16 protein-coding genes are annotated in these 16,941 nt (G+C 57.8%); 6 read left to right on the top strand and 10 right to left on the bottom strand.

Annotated features, from left to right (window positions below):
• Positions 1-109: 109 nt before the first annotated feature.
• Positions 110-619 (bottom strand): nucleoside deaminase, encoded by a 510-nt coding sequence (locus tag ACIF4X_RS00995; RefSeq protein WP_008077533.1) that lies wholly within the window; start codon positions 617-619, stop codon positions 110-112.
• 31 nt (positions 620-650) lie between these two features.
• Positions 651-1,982: a nucleobase:cation symporter-2 family protein gene (locus tag ACIF4X_RS00990; protein WP_102899753.1), complete on the bottom strand. Its 1,332-nt coding sequence runs from the start codon at positions 1,980-1,982 to the stop codon at positions 651-653.
• 225 nt (positions 1,983-2,207) lie between these two features.
• On the opposite strand from ACIF4X_RS00990, the gene ACIF4X_RS00985 reads away from it, so the two are divergent.
• Positions 2,208-3,122 carry a LysR family transcriptional regulator gene (locus ACIF4X_RS00985; protein ID WP_397480554.1) on the top strand — a complete coding sequence of 305 codons (915 nt, stop codon included), beginning with the start codon at positions 2,208-2,210 and terminating at the stop codon, positions 3,120-3,122.
• 38 nt (positions 3,123-3,160) lie between these two features.
• Here ACIF4X_RS00985 and ACIF4X_RS00980 read toward each other — a convergent pair whose 3' ends face one another.
• The 4 genes from ACIF4X_RS00980 to ACIF4X_RS00965 all read right to left on the bottom strand — a co-directional run bounded on the left by ACIF4X_RS00980 (position 3,161) and on the right by ACIF4X_RS00965 (position 9,531).
• Complete coding sequence (locus ACIF4X_RS00980) at positions 3,161-6,250, bottom strand: efflux RND transporter permease subunit (RefSeq protein ID WP_397480553.1); 3,090 nt, start codon at positions 6,248-6,250, stop codon at positions 3,161-3,163.
• Positions 6,247-7,356, bottom strand: a complete 1,110-nt coding sequence (locus ACIF4X_RS00975; RefSeq protein WP_397480552.1) for an efflux RND transporter periplasmic adaptor subunit — start codon at positions 7,354-7,356, stop codon at positions 6,247-6,249. Before ACIF4X_RS00975 ends, ACIF4X_RS00980 begins: the two co-directional genes overlap by 4 nt.
• 324 nt (positions 7,357-7,680) lie before the next feature.
• A complete protein-coding gene (locus ACIF4X_RS00970; protein WP_397480551.1) occupies positions 7,681-8,307 on the bottom strand; it encodes a TetR/AcrR family transcriptional regulator in 627 nt (208 codons plus the stop codon).
• Between the two features lie 57 nt (positions 8,308-8,364).
• The gene (locus ACIF4X_RS00965) at positions 8,365-9,531 is read right to left on the bottom strand and encodes an MFS transporter (protein WP_160040023.1); all 1,167 of its coding nucleotides are present in this window, start codon (positions 9,529-9,531) and stop codon (positions 8,365-8,367) included.
• A gap of 94 nt (positions 9,532-9,625) precedes the next feature.
• Between ACIF4X_RS00965 and ACIF4X_RS00960 the strand changes: the two genes are divergently transcribed.
• Positions 9,626-10,519, top strand: coding sequence for a LysR family transcriptional regulator (locus ACIF4X_RS00960; RefSeq protein ID WP_397480550.1), 894 nt, complete (start codon positions 9,626-9,628; stop codon positions 10,517-10,519).
• Between the two features lie 181 nt (positions 10,520-10,700).
• Positions 10,701-11,849: an MFS transporter gene (locus ACIF4X_RS00955; protein WP_397480549.1), complete on the top strand. Its 1,149-nt coding sequence runs from the start codon at positions 10,701-10,703 to the stop codon at positions 11,847-11,849.
• Positions 11,850-11,891: 42 nt separating this feature from the next.
• Here the strand turns inward: ACIF4X_RS00955 and ACIF4X_RS00950 are convergent, their stop codons facing one another.
• Complete coding sequence (locus tag ACIF4X_RS00950; protein WP_397480548.1) at positions 11,892-12,458, bottom strand: DJ-1/PfpI family protein; 567 nt, start codon at positions 12,456-12,458, stop codon at positions 11,892-11,894.
• 166 nt (positions 12,459-12,624) lie between these two features.
• On the opposite strand from ACIF4X_RS00950, the gene ACIF4X_RS00945 reads away from it, so the two are divergent.
• Both ACIF4X_RS00945 and ACIF4X_RS00940 read left to right on the top strand, forming a co-directional pair.
• On the top strand, positions 12,625-13,449 hold the full coding sequence (locus ACIF4X_RS00945) for an AraC family transcriptional regulator (RefSeq protein WP_397480547.1): 825 nt from the start codon (positions 12,625-12,627) through the stop codon (positions 13,447-13,449).
• A 72-nt stretch (positions 13,450-13,521) separates the two neighbouring features.
• Entirely contained in the window at positions 13,522-13,908 is a 387-nt protein-coding gene (locus ACIF4X_RS00940; protein WP_397480546.1) for a cupin domain-containing protein, read from the top strand.
• A 456-nt stretch (positions 13,909-14,364) separates the two neighbouring features.
• Here the strand turns inward: ACIF4X_RS00940 and ACIF4X_RS00935 are convergent, their stop codons facing one another.
• From ACIF4X_RS00935 to ACIF4X_RS00925, 3 genes are read right to left on the bottom strand one after another with little or no spacing between them, the layout of a single operon-like run.
• The gene (locus tag ACIF4X_RS00935; RefSeq protein WP_064118106.1) at positions 14,365-14,820 is read right to left on the bottom strand and encodes a MaoC family dehydratase; all 456 of its coding nucleotides are present in this window, start codon (positions 14,818-14,820) and stop codon (positions 14,365-14,367) included.
• A gap of 16 nt (positions 14,821-14,836) precedes the next feature.
• Complete coding sequence (gene panB, locus ACIF4X_RS00930) at positions 14,837-15,670, bottom strand: 3-methyl-2-oxobutanoate hydroxymethyltransferase (protein ID WP_397480545.1); 834 nt, start codon at positions 15,668-15,670, stop codon at positions 14,837-14,839.
• A gap of 14 nt (positions 15,671-15,684) precedes the next feature.
• Positions 15,685-16,305, bottom strand: coding sequence for a LysE family translocator (locus tag ACIF4X_RS00925; protein ID WP_397480544.1), 621 nt, complete (start codon positions 16,303-16,305; stop codon positions 15,685-15,687).
• A gap of 131 nt (positions 16,306-16,436) precedes the next feature.
• Here ACIF4X_RS00925 and ACIF4X_RS00920 point away from each other — a divergent pair, with 131 nt between their 5' ends.
• Positions 16,437-16,892 (top strand): Lrp/AsnC family transcriptional regulator, encoded by a 456-nt coding sequence (locus ACIF4X_RS00920; RefSeq protein WP_397480543.1) that lies wholly within the window; start codon positions 16,437-16,439, stop codon positions 16,890-16,892.
• Positions 16,893-16,941: the final 49 nt, after the last annotated feature.

The raw sequence follows: 16,941 nt of genomic DNA, 5'->3' as shown, positions 1-16,941 counted from the left end.
GGTTCGTCTCGCGATGGATTCGTGAGAATTGCCGCGCATCCGAAGATGCGCGGCATTCAAGCTCGTTTAATGTCCCCGCCTCGCTGGACCTTGTGAAGCGGACAGCAGTTTACGACCAGAAGCCTTTATGCGGTTCAGCCGCCTCGCCCTCCAGCATCGGCCCCAACACACTGACCTTGCGCTGCCCCTTGGCAAACACCTCGCGGCACGGCAGCGAGAACGTCGGGTTCTCCGGATGATCACCCGTCAATCCCAGCAACGCATGCTCCGACAAGGCATAAACCACCCGCCCGATCCCGGTCCAATACACCGCGCCGGCGCACATGCAGCAAGGTTCAGCGCTGGTGTACAGCGTGCACAGTTCCAGCTCTTGCGGCGACAGCAGTTTTGCCGCTGCGGCGGCCGCCACCAGCTCGGCGTGCTGAGTCGGATCGCCTTCCGGCGGCATCGAGTTGTTCCCCGCCTCGACAATCACCTTGCCGTTGCGGTCGGCCACCAATGCCGCAAACGGATGGCGACCGCGTTGCTTCGATGCCTCGGACAAGGCGATGGTCTGGCGCAGCAAGGTCAGATCAAGCTCGCTGACGCCGGCCGGAATGAGCTGAGTGAATTGATTCATGGGTAACTCCTGGGCAGTGGAAAACACAAGGTCAGTCGGCCAGTTCAGCGCCGATGGTTTCGGTCGATTTTTTTTCGTTGTTGAGCAGGATGTTGAGAACGATAGCGGTGATCGCGCCGAGGAAAATCCCGCTGTCGAGCACCAGTTTCAGCGTTGGCCCAACGTGTTCGAACAGCGCCGGAAAGGACATCGGCAGCACACCGACACTTACCGATACGGCGACGATGATGCCGTTGCGAGTGCCCTCGAATTGCACCCGCGACAGTTCCTGAATACCCGCCACCGTGGTCATGCCGAACATGACGATCGCGCAGCCACCGAGCACTGGCGTCGGCACCGCCGCGATCAACGCACCGAGTTTTGGGAACAAGCCCATCAGCACCATGATTGCCCCCGCAGCGGCCACGACGAAGCGGCTTTTCACGTTGGAGAGCGCAATCAAACCGGTGTTCTGAGTGAAGGCGTTGTAGGGAAAGCTGTTGAACAAACCACCGAGCATGGTCGACAAGCCGTCGGCGCGAAACGCGTTGCCGAGGGTTTGTTGCGTGGTCGGCTTGCCGGTGAGTTTGCCGATCGCCAGGCAGTTGCCGGTGGTCTCGGCCATGATCACCAGCATCGCCAGGGTCATGATCAGAATCGGTACCGGTGCGAATTCCGGGGCGCCGAAAGCCATCGGCGCGCTCAGCTCAAACCACGCGGCTTCGCTGACACGATTGAAGTGAGTCATGCCGCAGGCCGCTGCGATCAGGCTACCGACGAACAGGCCAATGAGCACGCTGAGGTTGCCGAGGAAACCCTTGCATTTGGCGTAAATCACCAGCGTCACGCTGACCGTGGCCAGGCCCAGCAACAGGTTGGCGGGATTGCCGAAATCCGCCGAGTCGGGATTGCCGCCGCCCAGCCAGATCGCGGCTGCCGGCATCAGCGAGATGCCGATAATGGTGATCAGACTGCCAATCACCACCGGCGGAAAAAACCGCAGCAAGCGGCTGAACACCGGTGCCAGGGCAATGGTGATAAAGCCAGCGGCGATCACTGCACCGAAAATCTGACTGAGGCCGAATTCCTTGCCGATCATGATCATCGGCGCCAGGGCAATGAATGAGCAGCCCTGAATCAGCGGCAGCCGCGCGCCGAATTTCCAGAAGCCGAGGGTCTGAATCAGCGTCGCCACACCCGAGGTCAACAGGTTGGCGTTGATCAGCAACACCACCTGCGCCGAGGTCAGCCCCATCGCACTGCCAAGAATCAGCGGCACCGCCACCGCTCCCGCGTACATCACCAGAACATGCTGCAAGCCAAACGTGAACAACTGTCGCAGTGGCAAAATCTCGTCCACCGGATGAATGCGTTGTGTAGTCATTTCACACGCTCCTGAAGGTGCGGCATCTATTGAGATCGCGGGCATGCTCAGGGGCGCTTGAAAGTCAGATCCGCCCCGGAGATCGTTTGACGCGGGGCCATGGTTGAACGTTTATTGCGATGAACCAAATTAGCAACCATCGCTTTTTTCGATGGCACGAATCTGGCATTGGTTTGGATTGGTTATCTGCTTTAAACCTCCATCCTCGACCCAGGAGTCCACCGCTTGCGCTTCTCAATCGATCAACTGTTGATGTTCGTCCAAGTGGTCAAAAGCGGATCGTTCTCCGCCGCCGGGCGCAAACTGGGCAAGACCCAATCGACCATCAGCGCGGCGATCGCCAACCTCGAAACCGACCTTGGCGTCGACCTGTTCGACCGCACTAACCGCAGCCCCGCCCTCACCGCCAGCGGCCACAAATTGCTGGTGCAGGCCGAAGCCGTACTCGAACGCTGCATGACCTTCGAAGCCCACGCTGACTGCCTGTCGGACAACGTCGAAACCAGCCTGACGCTCGCCATTGAAACGCCGTACGGGCCAATCATGCCGGTGCTCAAAGCCTTCGAAGCTGCGTTCCCCTTCGTTGACCTGATCATCCGCCATCCGGTGTACGGCGACGTTAGCGAACTGGTCAGCAGCGGCGAAGCGGTACTCGGCGTGGCGTTCTCACAGCCCGGCTACCCCAAGGAACTGGCGTTCCAGCAACTGGGCAAACTGATCATGTTGCACGTCTGCCACCCCGACCATCCATTGGCGCAACTCGATAACGTCACCTTCGACGACCTGCACGTCCATCGCCGCCTGGCCTTCAGCGCCCACGCGAGCAAACTGCCGAGCAGTGAATACCTGCGCTCGACCCAGTTGTGGCAAGCGGAAAGTTATCTGGCGTTATTGGAAATGGTCCGCGCCGGACTCGGCTGGGCCACCCTGCCCCGCCAGCTCATTCAACGTGAACTGGCCAAGGGTGAACTGGTGGAACTGCAGCTCTCGGCGTATCCGCATACCGACTGGCAGATTGGTGTGGATTTGCTCTGGGCGCGGCAACGGCCGCTGGGTAAAGCCGAGCGGTGGCTGAAGGAGAAATTGCAGGGGAATAAGGTGTATGAACTGGATCGCAATGGGCAGATCACCACGCTTTGACGGGGGGACAAAGAGGCCCGCCAGAGCGGGCCTCGATTTCAGGCCAGTTTGACTGTTTCAGTCTGAGCGTTGTGCTCAGGGCGGATCTTGAACCAGATGGAGTACATCGCCGGCAGGAACACCAGCGTCATGATGGTGCCGACGAATGTGCCACCGATCAGGGTGTAGGCAAGCGTGCCCCAGAACACCGAGTGTGTCAGGGGAATAAAGGCCAGGATGGCCGCCATTGCCGTCAGCAGTACCGGCCGCGCACGTTGCACCGTGGCTTCGACCACGGCGTGGAACGGATCCAGCCCCTCCAGCGTGTTGTGATGGATCTGCCCGATCAGAATCAGCGTGTTGCGCATGAGGATCCCCGACAGCGCAATCAGACCGACCAGCGCATTGATGCCAAACGGCTGATTGAAGATCAGCAGCGTCGGCACCACACCAATCAAGCCTAACGGCGATGTGAGGAAGACCATGATCATCGCCGCGATCGAACGCACCTGCACAATGATGATCAGCAACGTCATGGCGATCATGATCGGCAGCAAGGGCAAGATCGCCTTGCCCGCTTTGCCGGACTCCTCGATGGCACCCGCCTGCTCGATCCGGTAACCGGAGGGCAGTTTTTCAATGATCGGCTGCAACTGCTTGAGGATCACACCCGAAACATCCGGAGGCTGCAAGCCTTCGGCAATGTCGCCACGCACGGTGATGGTCGGCGTGCGGTCACGGCGCCGCAGAATCGGGTCCTCCATGCGCACATCGACCTCGCCGATCTGCGACAACGGGATGCGTTGTCCCGCCGCGCCGACCAGGGTGAAACCCTTGATTTGCGCCGGGTCGAGCCTGATGTTGCCGGCGGCACGACCGACGACCTGCACAGAACGAATATCCTCGCGAACCGCCGTGATCGGCACTCCGCTCAGCAGGAACTGCAGTTGCTGGGCGACCGCATTGGAGGTCAGCCCCACAGCTTGCAGACGGTCCTGATCGAGACTGAAATGCAGTGTCGGGGTCAGCGGTCCCCAGTCAGTGTTCACGGTTCTCATCATCGGGCTGTCTTGCAGCACGCCCCGGACCTGCTCGGCGATGTCGCGCAACTTCGCCGGATCTGGTCCCATCACCCGGTAGGCAACCGGAAACGGCGAATAAGGACCAAAGACAATTTGCGTGGCCCGCACACGAGCCTCCGGCGCGAGGCCTTCAGCAACCGCTTCACGAAGTCGGAACTTGAGGGTTTCGCGTGCTTCCTGGCTGTCCGTGAGCACGACAATTTTGGCGAACGAAGGGTCGGGCAATTCCGGCGCCATCGCCAGGAAGAAGCGTGGCGCACCCTGGCCGATATAGGCCGTGACGATTTTGGCCTCATCCTGCTTTTGCAACCAGGCTTCGACCTTGGCGGCCGTGGCGCTGGTCTGCTCGATCGAGGTCCCGTAAGGCATCTGCACCTCGATCATCACCTCGGGACGGTCGGAGGTCGGAAAGAACTGCTTCTTCACCAGCCCCATGCCGGGAACGGCGACGAAAAACAGCGCGACCACCGTGCCAGCCACCAGCCATTTGCGTGCGATCACGGCAGTCAGCAGCCGGCGGAAGCGGTTGTAATTCGGCGTGTTGTAGATCGCCGCATGGCCACCTTCGACCTTCTTGATGTCCGGCAACAACTTCACGCCCAGATACGGGGTGAACGCCACCGCGACGACCCAAGACGCGATCAGCGCAATGCCGACAATCCAGAACATATTGCTGGTGTATTCGCCGGCAGTGGACTGGGCAAAACCGTTGGGCAAAAAGCCGATTGCCGTCACCAGCGTACCGGACAACATCGGCGCCGCCGTATGGCTCCAGGCGTAGGCGGACGCTTCGATGCGGTCGTAGCCCTCCTCCATTTTCACCACCATCATTTCAATGGCGATGATCGCGTCATCGACCAACAGCCCGAGCGCGAGGATCAATGAGCCGAGGGTAATGCGATCAAAGTTCTTGCCGGTGGCGGCCATCACCACGAACACGATTGCCAGGGTCAACGGCACAGCCGCAGCGACCACCACCCCTACCCGCCAGCCCATGCTGAGAAAGCACACGAGCATGACCACCAGCAGCGCAACAAAAAACTTGACCATGAACTCACCGACAGCGGAGTCGATATTCACCGCTTGGTCGGTGACTTTGGCGAGGGTCATGCCCAATGGCATTTCCGCATTGATCCGCGCAGTCTCCGCATCCAGCGTCTTGCCCAGATCCAGACCGTTCCAGCCCTCGCGCATCACCACACCCAGCAGCAGCGCGTCTTCACCGTTATTGCGCACAACAAAAGTCGCCGGATCTTCGTAACCGCGTTCAACCGTCGCGACATCAGAGAGCTTGAGTGTGCGTCCCTGCACGGAGACCGGTGTGTCGCGAATTTTCTGCACCTTGTCGAAGGCACCGTCGAGACGCAGAAACACCTGTGGCCCATTGGTTTCGATGGAGCCGGCGGGCGTCAGCACGTTCTGACTGTTCAGCGCGGCGAAGATGTCCTGTGGCGACAAGCCGAGGGTCGCCAAGCGGTCATGGGAAAACGAAACGTAGATGCGCTCGGCTTGCTCACCGATGATGTTGACCTTCTTCACACCCGGCACATGCAGCAGGCGCTGGCGCATGGCTTCCGCATCACGCACCAGCAAGCGCTGCGGCTCGCCTTTGGCTTTCAAGGCGAACAGCGCGAAGGTCACGTCGGAAAACTCATCGTTGATCATCGGCCCGATCACACCGGACGGCAGCTTGAAGGCTTCATCGTCGAGCTTCTTGCGTGCTTGATAAAACTCTTCCTGCACTTGCGACGGCGGCGTGCTGTCGAGCAACGACACCATCGTGAACGCCAGTCCAGGGCGGGTGTAGGTTTCCGAGCGGTCGTACCACTTGAGTTCTTGCAGGCGCTTTTCAAGGGGTTCGGCGACCTGATCCTGCATCTCTTGCGCCGTCGCGCCCGGCCACGCGGTAATCACGGTCAACTGCTTGACCGTAAACGGCGGATCTTCCGCACGTCCCAGCTGAAAGAACGACAACGTCCCTGCAACGGCAATCAGGAAAATTAGAAACACGGTGATCGCCCGCTCGCGCACGGCGATGGCCGAAAGGTTGAATCGCCCCTGGCTCATGGATGACTCCCGGCAACGCTGGCTTCACTCTGTTGCGGCAATCTCACTTCTTCGCCATCGCGCAGCAGATGGGCGCCCAACGCCACTACCTGCTCACCCGCAGTGAGGTCGCCGGCGATGCGCGCCGAATCATCACTCAGCCCCAGAACCTGAACCGCTCGCCAGGTCACTGTTGCCGGTGTCCCGGCGATGATCCACACCCCGGGGCCTTTGCCCGGGTCGTAAACGGCGGCGATGGGGACTTGTAACGCCTGTGTCTGCGTGGCGCCTTCGGCAATGCTGAGGGTCACGGTCGCACCGATCGGCGCATTGGCCAGCGCACCTTCGAGCACATAGCGCGCCTCGAACGTGCGCGTTGTGCGGTCTGCCGAGTCCGAAAGCAGCCGCAGCTTTGCCGTCACCGCCGCTGAATTCACCCCGTAGAGGCTGGCTTGCGCGGTGGAACCGGCGGCCGGACGCAAGGTTTCGGGCAGATGCACGATGGCTTCGCGCTGACCTGCACGCGCCAGTCGCACCACCGGTTGTCCCGGGCTGACGACTTGCCCGGGTTCAGCGAGTGTTTCCACCACCACGCCGTCCGCATCAGCGACCAGCAGCGCATAACCCGAAGCATTACGCGCTACGTCGGCTTGCGCTTGCGCGGCATTGAGCTGCGCCTTTGCAGTCTCCGCAGCGGCTCTGTACTGGTCGTAGGCTGATGCCGAAATGGCGCCAACGCCGACCAGTTTGCGATAACGAGCCTCGTCGTCGGCTGTCTGTTTGGCGCTGGCGCGAGCAGCAATGACCGCCGCCTGCTGCGCCCGCGCCTGCAGTCCGAGATCGATCGGGTCGAGACGCATCAGCGGCTGCCCTTGCTTCACGGCCTGTCCTGTATCAACCAGGCGCTCGAGCACCTTGCCCGCTACGCGAAACCCCAGGTCGCCCTGAACGCGCGCCGCGACCACTCCGCTGAAAGAGCGAGCGACATCGGGTGACACTTGCACAGCAGCGGATCTGACCAGCGGCGCCTGCGTACGGGGATCTGCAACGGAGGAAGAGTCGCCACACGCGGTCAGGGCAAGAGGCAACAAGCATGCGGCAATGGGGAAAGGTCGGAGCCGGCGCATAGGTTCACTTACTGAGAATAGGATGATCATCATATTCTCAGTCTTGTGACCAATATCGTCAATGGTCACAACTCAAGAAATAAATACATCCTGACCAGCAGCAATATCAGACTACCAATCAACCGAAAAGCCAGACTCGCTATTGCTATGGTTACCTGGCATCTAGACTTGCCTGTCGCCCTATCATCGATATGACCAATTCAGGCAATGGTCACTTCCAGCTGAATGTATAGCGCTCCCGCCTCTCATGTGCAGGGAACAGGAACTTTGATAAGAGGATGTCGCCTTGAATTGATTCGCCTGAAAATCTTGCTCAGGGAAAGGTCAAGGCATGAGGCTGCGCAGGATGAGGTTGGTCGTCAGCGTGGGCGCTTGTTCGATCAGATCCAGATTGTGTTGCAACAGCAGCGGGTTGACGAAAGGTCGCAACGCCAGATTGATCGCCTCGACGGTCTCGTCCAGCGGTGTCTTGCGCTCGAACTCCCCCGCTTCTCGACCTTGACGCACGATGTCGAGGATAAAGGCCTTGATCTGCGCCTCATACACCTGAGCACTGTTCCAGCGTTCCGATGCGGAAAACGCCGCGATGTCGTAGAGCTTGCGATCGTTGAAGAACAGGTCCACGCCCGTGGCGATCACGGTCTTGACCAACCTGCGCAAACGCTCGGTCGCTGAAAGCGCTTCTGCGTTAACCGCTTGTTCGACTGCAGCAGCGATTTGGCCCAGGCAGTTGGCGCAAATGGCCTCGCCAATTGCCTGCTTGGAATCGAAGAATTTATAGATATAGGCCTTGGAAAAACCGATGGCTTTGGCCAGGTCGGAAACCGTGGTTTTACCGTAGCCGTATTGGCTGAAATGCTCGTTGGCCGCAGCGACAATCTGGTCACGAATGTCGTGTTCGGCGGGGCCGCGAGTGCTCGGCGAGGAGGCAGATAGGGATGGCTGATTCATGGGGGCAGCTTACTCATCCTCTCGAATACTGACAACTCGCCGAGCATTGTTGAACTGTTACACCACTGCCGCTTCAACCGTTCTGGAACGCCACGCAAACCCCAAAACCATCAGCAGTCCCAGGCCCGCCATTGCCGCGCCGGCCAGGGAGATCGCCGGATAACCCAGGCCGCTGCTGATCACCGCGCCGCCCAGCGCCGCGCCAATCGCGTTGCCGAAGTTGAAGGCGCCGATGTTCACCGCAGAAGCAAGATTGGGCGCGTCCTTGGCCGCTTCCATGACGCGCATCTGCAGCGGCGGCACCAGGGCGAAGCTGGCAATACCCCAGATCAGGATGGCCACGGCGGCCGGCAGCGGCCAGCGCATCAGTACGGTGAACGCCAACAACACGACAATCAGCACGCTCAGCGAGACGATCAGGGTGCGATCGATCGAACGGTCAGCGGCCTTGCCGCCCCACATGTTGCCCAGCGTCAAACCGACACCGTAAAGCATCAGCATGGCGGTGATGAAGGCGGTGGACGCATGGGTCTCGCTGCTGAGGATCGGCGCGATGTAGGTGAAGACGGTGAACATGGCACTCGAGCCGACCACGGTCAGGGCCAGCGCGGCCAGCACCGGGCCGCGCCCCAACACCCGGATTTCCGCCATGACACCGACGCTTTGCGGCGCCCGCACATTCGGCAGGGCGAACCACAACGCAGCCATGGTCACCACGCCCAGGCCGGTAATCCCCCAGAAAGCGGTGCGCCATCCGAACATTTCGCCAAACCAGGCGGCCAGCGGCACACCGCCGATGGTCGCCAGGGTCAGGCCCATGAACATCGCCGCAACCGCCCCGGCACGTTTTTCCGGGGCGACCAGGGTAGCGGCGACGACGGAGCCGACGCCAAAGAAGGCACCGTGGTTCAGTGAGGTCACGACCCTGGCGACCATGAGACTGTAGTAGTCAGTGGCCAGGGCTGACATCAGATTACCGAGGGTGAAAATCGCCATGAGCCCGATCAGCAGATAGCGTCGGGGAATCTTGCCAGTGGTCAGGGTCATCAGCGGTGCGCCGAGCAATACGCCCAACGCATAAGCACTGACCAGCAAACCGGCAGCGGGAATGGAAACGCCCAGATCCGCAGCGATCCCCGGCAACATGCCCATGGGGGCGAATTCTGTTACGCCGATGCCGAAGGCACCGATGGCGAGTGCAACAAGGGGTGGATTGATACGCATGGAAAGCTCCTTATCTATGCCGCCAATGCTACGATCCTGTCTTTTCAGGCGGTAGATGGCATTTTTGGCAATCACCTTTGCGTAGGAGGCACAAGTGGATTTCAACGGCAGGTCAGGTGAAATGAGCGTGTTCACCACCGTCGCGCAGGAAGGCAGCCTGTCGGCCGCCGCGCGTGCACTGGGCCTGACACCCTCGGCAGTCAGTCGGATCATCGCGCGCACCGAGCAGCGTCTTGGCACCCGCCTGCTAGTGCGTACCACCCGCGCGATCACCTTCACCGCCGAGGGCGAAGCGTTCCTGCGCGGCGCCCGGCGGATCCTCGCCGACATGGACGAGGTCGAAGACGCCATCGCCGATCAAGGCGTGCCCAGAGGGCGATTGCGGGTCAGTGCCGCTCTTGGCCATGGGAGGCTGGCCATCGTTCCGTTGATCGCAGCCTTCAGCGCGCGTTACCCGAACATCGTCGTCGACCTTACCCTCGGCGACGAAGTGGTCGACATTCTCGGCGGGCAGGCCGACGTCGCCGTTCGCTTCGGTCATCTGCCCGACAGCCCGCTGACCGCACGCAGGATTGGCACCACCGGCCAGGTCGTGGTGGCATCGCCCGAGTATCTGCAGCGCCACGGCGTCCCGCAGGAACCGGAAGACCTGCTCCAACACAACTGCCTGCGCTTCAATTTCAAGCGTGCCGAACCCAACTGGCCATTCATCCGCGATGGCAAAGTGTTTTCCCTGAAGGTCAGCGGCAACATCGAATGCAGCAGTGGTGAAGCGCTGGCACAATTCGCGCGAGTGGGCGCTGGCATTGCCCGTATAGGAGAGTTCAGCGTGAGCGAGGATCTGCAGCGCGGCGATCTGATTGCGCTACTGGAGGCGTGGAACCCGGGGGACCAGGAACCGATTCATGCGGTGTTCATCGGCGGCGCGACGATGCCGGCGCGGGTGCGGTTGTTCGTCGACTTCTTGCTGGAACATCACCGGATGTAGGCGCAGGCATAAGCTGATTTGCGCAGTTGCATCGCGGACATCCCAAACACAAGGTGCAGAGCAAGGAAATCACCCATTGAGTACATTTCGAAAGTACCTTTGCCTGGACTTGTTACTGTGGATCTACCTCGGCTGTTGGAATACCACGTTACCTCTGATTATCGTGCAGCGGGGAAGCCTGATGGAGCTGGCTGCATACGAAACAGCGCTCGCGCTCGCGGCGATCATTTCCATGTTGTGTCTCGCGCCGCGTGTTGAGTCGATGCGCCGCAGTGCGGCGCTCAAGGTGGGCTGTTTTACGATTCTGTTGGCGAGCGTATTGCGCTACTTTTTTGCCTCGAACTGGTACTCGCTCGAAGCCTTGATACTGATCGATGTCATTGCCGTATCAGCATTTGGGGTGATTCAGCCGCTTTTGGGCATCTATCCTGGGGAAACCGTTGAGAAACATCGTACGGAAGCGGCATTTCGTGTCCGGCGGATTGTTGTCACCGTAGGCCGGGTCGCCGGGCCTTTGTTGGCGGGTATTGTGATTGCTGTTTTCTCGATGGAAATTTCGCTGCGTTTTTCTTCGATAGTCGCACTGGTAACAGTCGTCTTTGCCATGGCGCTACCGGTTAGTGCAGCCCCTACCCTGCAACGCAAAAAAACATCAAGCGATCTCATTAACGACATGTTTTTGGGGCTTAAACTCAAATGCGTTCTACCGCCAGAACAATTTTTGACCTTTTCCGGATTACTACTGGGTCTGACCGTAACAGCGACCGTACCGATGCTGGTTCCAGCGCTCATACACACTCGCGGTCTAGCTGAAGGTAGCGTGGGTTTGTTCAATGCAGTGTTCGCTGCTGGAGCCGTTGCAGGTTTATTCTTTTTAAGCCCGCTGATTACCAAAAAGCAAAATCAGCGCAACAAGTATCTTGGATGTTGGGCCTTATTAACGTTTGCACTCTGTGCAGCGACACAAACCGACGAAATCTGGCAGTTGAGTACTTGCCTGTTTTTCGTTGGGGCGGCGAGTGCTTGCATTACGATGGTCGGAATGGACAAGAGGGTCATGTCGATCCCCTCCGGCGTACGCGTGCGACTGATGGCATCCACATTAGTGATCAGTCAGCTAGGCGGCTCGGTGTCATTCATGATGACGGGCGCCATCATGTCCAGATCCGGCGCAACCAGTTTGATGTGGCTTTATCTCGGGGTATTTCTGGTTATCGTCATATATTCCATGCGATCAAAAAAGATATGGCACTTCCTCGAAGATGACGCTGAGTCAGAGCTGTATTACGCAAAAAACCATCCGAAACTGGCGGCAGTCATGAGTCGATGAAATGTCTCCTGAGAATGTGCCCGACATACCGGGACGACGTGATCACCCATGTTCTGCTGCCAACATTGACCTGAACTGAGAAATGCTCTCCGGAGATAACCCGGCGCCTTCAAACACTGCGCAGGTGAAGCTAACGGGGGCGGTGCCTGGAGCAGTAATGATGCGGTCTGCCATCACCGCCATCGAGCTGCTTCGGTAAAGCGTGGAGCCCTCATAACTGACGGCATTCTGTAAGAAGTCAGCGCTGTTCGAGGTATGAGCAACCGTGTCTAGAAGCCCGGCTCTCGCAAGTGCCAGCGTGCCGCCACAGATACCGGCAATGGTTGCTCCACTTGAACGACTGGCATGGAGAAAGTCTCGAAGATCCGGTGCTTCTGAACTTTCCCAGATCATTCCTCCAATGACGACGACAACGTCCGGCTTCCAGTCCAGACATTTTTGCAAGCTGCTATCGACCGTTACAGCCAATCCGCCCTGCGAACGAAACTGCCCCGTAGTGGGAGCAAAAAACCTGACGTCGACCCCGTAAAACGGGGACGCCGTACCAGCAATGAAAGCATATTCCCAGTCCGCAAAACCGGGTGTCAGTATCAAACCCACGCGTGCCATCAGTCAGATCCTCCATGAATGCCCGTAGCCTATGACGACAACAAACAGACATCAAGGGCAGCTTCGGGGACCAAAGCAGTCAAAAACAGACATCTGAATACCGTGCTTGTATATTCCCGACAGGCAGATCTTCACGACCCCTGCTCGGAATTGGAGAGGTACATTCATGGATCAGAAAAATGGCCAACGTGCCAACGCCGACTGGGTCATCCGCAGTGTTCAACCCGCAGGCATCGAGCGTATCGAAGCGTGGTTCGGCAGCCACGGCTACGATCCTCATCGACACGACACCTACTCGATCGGCCGTACGTTGGCGGGCGTCCAGAGCTTTCACTACGTGGGCTCGTTGCGCCACGGTCTCCCCGGCAATACGCTCGTACTTCACCCAGACGAACTCCATGATGGTATGGCCGGCACCGATGCTGGATTTCGTTATCGAATGGCCTACGTTGATCCGGCCTTAATCCAGAACGTCTTGGGCGGAGAACCCTTGCCCTTTATCGCAGGGGGGCTGTCGAGCGATCCGCGTCTGTTCCATGCCAGTGAAGCATTCGTGCAAGCGGTGGATTATCCACTGGAAACACTGGAGGAACAGGACGCGCTGTATGACTTGGCGATGGCGTTGCGTGCCGTCGGGGGCAAGCCGCGCGGGCGCAAACGTCTGGATTACCGCGCAGCCGAGCGCGCCAGAGCATTCATCCTGGAACATCTGCACACATGCATTTCGCTGGAGATGCTGGAACATGCCAGTGGGCGCGAACGCTGGAGCCTGTCACGCGACTTCAGAACACTTTACGGTACGAGCCCTTACCGATTTGTCACCCTGCGCCGTCTGGATCGGTTCCGCGCATTGGTGCTTGAAGGTTTCACCTTGGTGGATGCGGCCCTCGTCGCGGGTTTCCACGATCAAAGTCATATGACGCGACACTTCAGCCGCTGCTACGGAGTCCCGCCAATGCGCTGGCTGGAACGATTGCGGGCCGCACGCTGACTTGCAGGATCGTACAAGAGCGCCCCGCTCCATGCTCTATAGGATGACGGCTTCGACCACAGAGGATCCGTCATGTCAAAGCTCCGTCATCAACAATCATTAGTTCCTGTAAACCTGGCACGTAAAGCTTCGCTCATCGAACAGCAATGGAGTCCCAGGGTTGTTGCAGAAATGAATGACTACCAGTTCAAGGTTGTGCGAATCGAAGGCGAATTCATCTGGCACTCACATCCTGAGACCGACGAAGCATTTCTTGTCCTGGAAGGCACCTTGCGCATCGACCTGCCGGATGGCTGCGTCTATGTGAGCCCGGGTGAACTGTATGTAGTACCCCGCGGCGTTGAACATCGGACGGCTGCTGAAGGTGAAGCAAAACTGATGATGATCGAGCCACGAGGTATTTTGAATACCGGGCATGAAGATGGCGAAAGAACGGCCTTGAACGACGTCTGGATATAATCCAACACCATCCTGTGCAATGTCTGCGCTGAGTTGGAAATAGTTGATCTTGACCGGCAGCTATCGGCCAAAAGCAGTCATATGCGATTCATAAAAATGCCCATTAAAAGGGGAATCATTTAGCAGGTCTTTGATTGATTGCACCGATCAGACGGCCCCACTATTCCCGTTATGCTATACGTCAGCACGGCCCGATTTTTTTTGTGTCGTTTGGGGAGAGAAACCTGGCGTCCGCCAGGTGAGATGAAGCATTACGGTTGCACAAAGTGCGAAGGGCAATCCCACCGAGATCGACACTTTGTAGGCCAGCAATAGTCCCGCTGCGCAACCAACGAAAGCGGCTAAAACGAGAAAGCCGGCGTCTGCCATTTCCGTTCCCGGTCGAATAATTAATTTTAGTAAGCCATGCATCTGTAAATTCTCTACAAAAGGTGTTTTTGCATCGCCCTGATAGGCCTAGGTCTCATCAATCGTTATTGATACAAGTAGTTCTCTCTCGGCGTCATTGGGAATTAACCCTGTCGTTTCCGCGAGCAAGACAGCCAGGCCGCTACTGTTGGTCACGATTACCTCGGCTTGAGCCCGATTACCCTCATCGATCCCCATGATTTTCCACACGCATGTAAGCTCATCCCCCATATAAACGGGGCGCTTGAAGCGCAGACTCATGGAGGTAGCCAACCACCCCAACTGCCCTCCGATCTCTGTGATCAATGTCGCAGTAAGCAAACCGTGAGCGATGACACCATCAAAGCCTTTGGCCTCTGCATACTTGGCATCGGAATGCACTGGGTTGTGATCGCGCGATAGCGCTTCAAACTGGACGATGTCTGCGTCCGAAAAAGTGCGTTTGATTTCAAAAGTGTCACCTTCCTCCAGGCCTTCTATCGCCTTCTGGCGCAGTGTGCTCATTGCGATCTCCGATGCTCTAAAAAGTATGTTCTGGCCCAGGGAATGAGCCCGATTCGACATCTTTAGCAAAGGCTTGAGCAGCGTCACTCATCACCTTTCTCATATCCGCATACTGCTTGACGAATCGCGGCAACTGACCATCCCTTAGTCCCGCCATGTCCTGCCAGACAAGCACCTGTGCATCGCAGCCATTACCAGCACCAATTCCTACGGTAGGGATGGAGACTGTCTCGGTGATCCTCGTTGCTACATCGCCTGGCACCATCTCTATCAGCAGGCCAAACGCCCCAGCACGCTCGAAGGCAACGCTCAAATCAATCAACCGCTGCGCGTCTTCGCCTTTGCCCTGGATGCGGTATCCGCCCAGCTGATGTTCTGCCTGTGGGGTAAAACCGATATGGGCCATAACTGGTATGCCAGCGGCTACCAACATCTCTACCTGCGCAAGCATCTCGATCCCACCTTCGAGCTTTATGGCATGAGCGCCGCCTTCCTTCATGAAGCGCACTGCGGTATGGAAGCATTGCTCAGGCGATCCCTGATAAGAGCCAAAAGGCAAATCGGCAATGACCAACGCTCGTTCGGCAGCATTCGAAACCGCCCTGACAAGAGGAAGCATCTCGTCAACTGTTACTGCCAACGTCGAGTTATGTCCAAACACGTTGTTGGCTGCGGAATCGCCGACGAGCAGCACTGGAATTCCTGCCGCCTCAAACACTGACGCTGCGTACATGTCATAAGCAGTCAACATGGCCCATTTCTGACCCCGTGCCTTCATGTCCTGTAAATGTGGAATTCGTACCCTTGCGCGAGGAGGGTTGTTATAGGGGGCGTTGATTTGATCAGACATTTCACTTCCTCAATTCAAATGGCCAGCCGCTCGGCAGCTAGAACCACAGCGATTACGATCATCGCGGCTCCCGATATCCGACTCACATTGGTTGCCGCTGCTGGTCGTGAAGCAAGCACCGCACCAGCGCCATAGCCGACCGCGAGATAGACGACACCGCAACTGACACCATGAATCAGGCCTAGAGCGACAATCTGAGCCCCTACTGGCCATGCGGCTGACGCATCAGTGAACTGAGGTAGTAGCGCTAGGAACAACAATAGGACTTTCGGGTTGAGACCGCTGACGCATAGTCCTTTTATCGCCCAGGCCATCCAGGCACCTTCATCGTGGGATGTCCCTTGAGCAGGCAGCGAAGGCTTGAGCAACATGTTGAGGCCGAGCCATAAAAGATAGGCCGCCCCCATCAGCGTTAACGTCAGCAATGCATAGGGAATTTTGACCAGCACTCCCCCCACACCTGCGGCGACGATCAGCGTGGCCACAAGATGGCCGGAAAGCATGCCGACTACAGCGGGTAAGACGCGGCCTCGCAAACCTGCCGAAATCGCGTAGGCCCAGTCGACCCCGGGCGTGATAACAAACAAAAATGATACGGCCCAAAACGCCATAATCAGAGAAACAGTCACGATCAAATCCTTCCTCTTCCATCAATTCAAAGCGCCGCTTGGCCCTGAAAAACCGTGATAGAAGGATAATGAAAGCGAAGTGGTATTATCTTTCGAAGATACCTGTCAAAGCTGAATGAATTAGAAGGTTTTTCTTAATGGATCGTGTAGACAAGAAGATTCTTGCGCAACTGCAGCAAGATGGTCGTCAGTCACTGACGGAGCTGGCCGACCGCGTAGGTCTAAGTTTGTCTCCATGCCATCGACGCGTTCGGGCGATGGAAGAACTGGGAGTGATCAAGGGTTATCGAGCTCAACTATCCGCAACTGAGTTAGGACTCAATTTCTCGTCCCTGGTATTCGTGACGCTCCGAGAGGGACACCAAAAAGCAGTAGCTGATTTTGAAGATGCTTTACCGCGAATTCCTTACATCGTCCAAGCTCAGAGACTTTTTGGCGATCCTGATTACCTGCTGATGGTGGTGACAGCAGATCTTCCTGCATTTCAAAAACTATACGATGAGGAACTGTCGAGGTTACCCAACGTACAGCGTCTGACATCGACGTTGGTGATGAAGCACGTGATCATTGATCGTCCGCTGCCGTTGGAATGAAGTTCAAATATTGCGGATAACGCAGGGAAGTCGTCAGGCTTTTGTCGAA

Source organism: Pseudomonas sp. NPDC085632, from assembly GCF_044541255.1.
Taxonomy (GTDB): domain Bacteria; phylum Pseudomonadota; class Gammaproteobacteria; order Pseudomonadales; family Pseudomonadaceae; genus Aquipseudomonas.
Note: the sequence above shows the minus strand (reverse complement) of the source record. Positions and strands in the feature narration are given on the sequence as shown.

What these genes read in the sequence shown, in the direction of transcription:
- ACIF4X_RS00995 (WP_008077533.1), bottom strand. Translation starts at nt 619, where the DNA reads ATGAATCAATTCACTCAGCTCATTCCGGCCGGCGTCAGCGAGCTTGAT.
- ACIF4X_RS00990 (WP_102899753.1), bottom strand. Translation starts at nt 1,982, where the DNA reads ATGACTACACAACGCATTCATCCGGTGGACGAGATTTTGCCACTGCGA.
- ACIF4X_RS00980 (WP_397480553.1), bottom strand. Translation starts at nt 6,250, where the DNA reads ATGAGCCAGGGGCGATTCAACCTTTCGGCCATCGCCGTGCGCGAGCGG.
- ACIF4X_RS00975 (WP_397480552.1), bottom strand. Translation starts at nt 7,356, where the DNA reads ATGCGCCGGCTCCGACCTTTCCCCATTGCCGCATGCTTGTTGCCTCTT.
- ACIF4X_RS00970 (WP_397480551.1), bottom strand. Translation starts at nt 8,307, where the DNA reads ATGAATCAGCCATCCCTATCTGCCTCCTCGCCGAGCACTCGCGGCCCC.
- ACIF4X_RS00965 (WP_160040023.1), bottom strand. Translation starts at nt 9,531, where the DNA reads ATGCGTATCAATCCACCCCTTGTTGCACTCGCCATCGGTGCCTTCGGC.
- ACIF4X_RS00955 (WP_397480549.1), top strand. Translation starts at nt 10,701, where the DNA reads ATGGAGCTGGCTGCATACGAAACAGCGCTCGCGCTCGCGGCGATCATT.
- ACIF4X_RS00950 (WP_397480548.1), bottom strand. Translation starts at nt 12,458, where the DNA reads ATGGCACGCGTGGGTTTGATACTGACACCCGGTTTTGCGGACTGGGAA.
- ACIF4X_RS00945 (WP_397480547.1), top strand. Translation starts at nt 12,625, where the DNA reads ATGGATCAGAAAAATGGCCAACGTGCCAACGCCGACTGGGTCATCCGC.
- ACIF4X_RS00940 (WP_397480546.1), top strand. Translation starts at nt 13,522, where the DNA reads ATGTCAAAGCTCCGTCATCAACAATCATTAGTTCCTGTAAACCTGGCA.
- ACIF4X_RS00935 (WP_064118106.1), bottom strand. Translation starts at nt 14,820, where the DNA reads ATGAGCACACTGCGCCAGAAGGCGATAGAAGGCCTGGAGGAAGGTGAC.
- panB (WP_397480545.1), bottom strand. Translation starts at nt 15,670, where the DNA reads ATGTCTGATCAAATCAACGCCCCCTATAACAACCCTCCTCGCGCAAGG.
- ACIF4X_RS00920 (WP_397480543.1), top strand. Translation starts at nt 16,437, where the DNA reads ATGGATCGTGTAGACAAGAAGATTCTTGCGCAACTGCAGCAAGATGGT.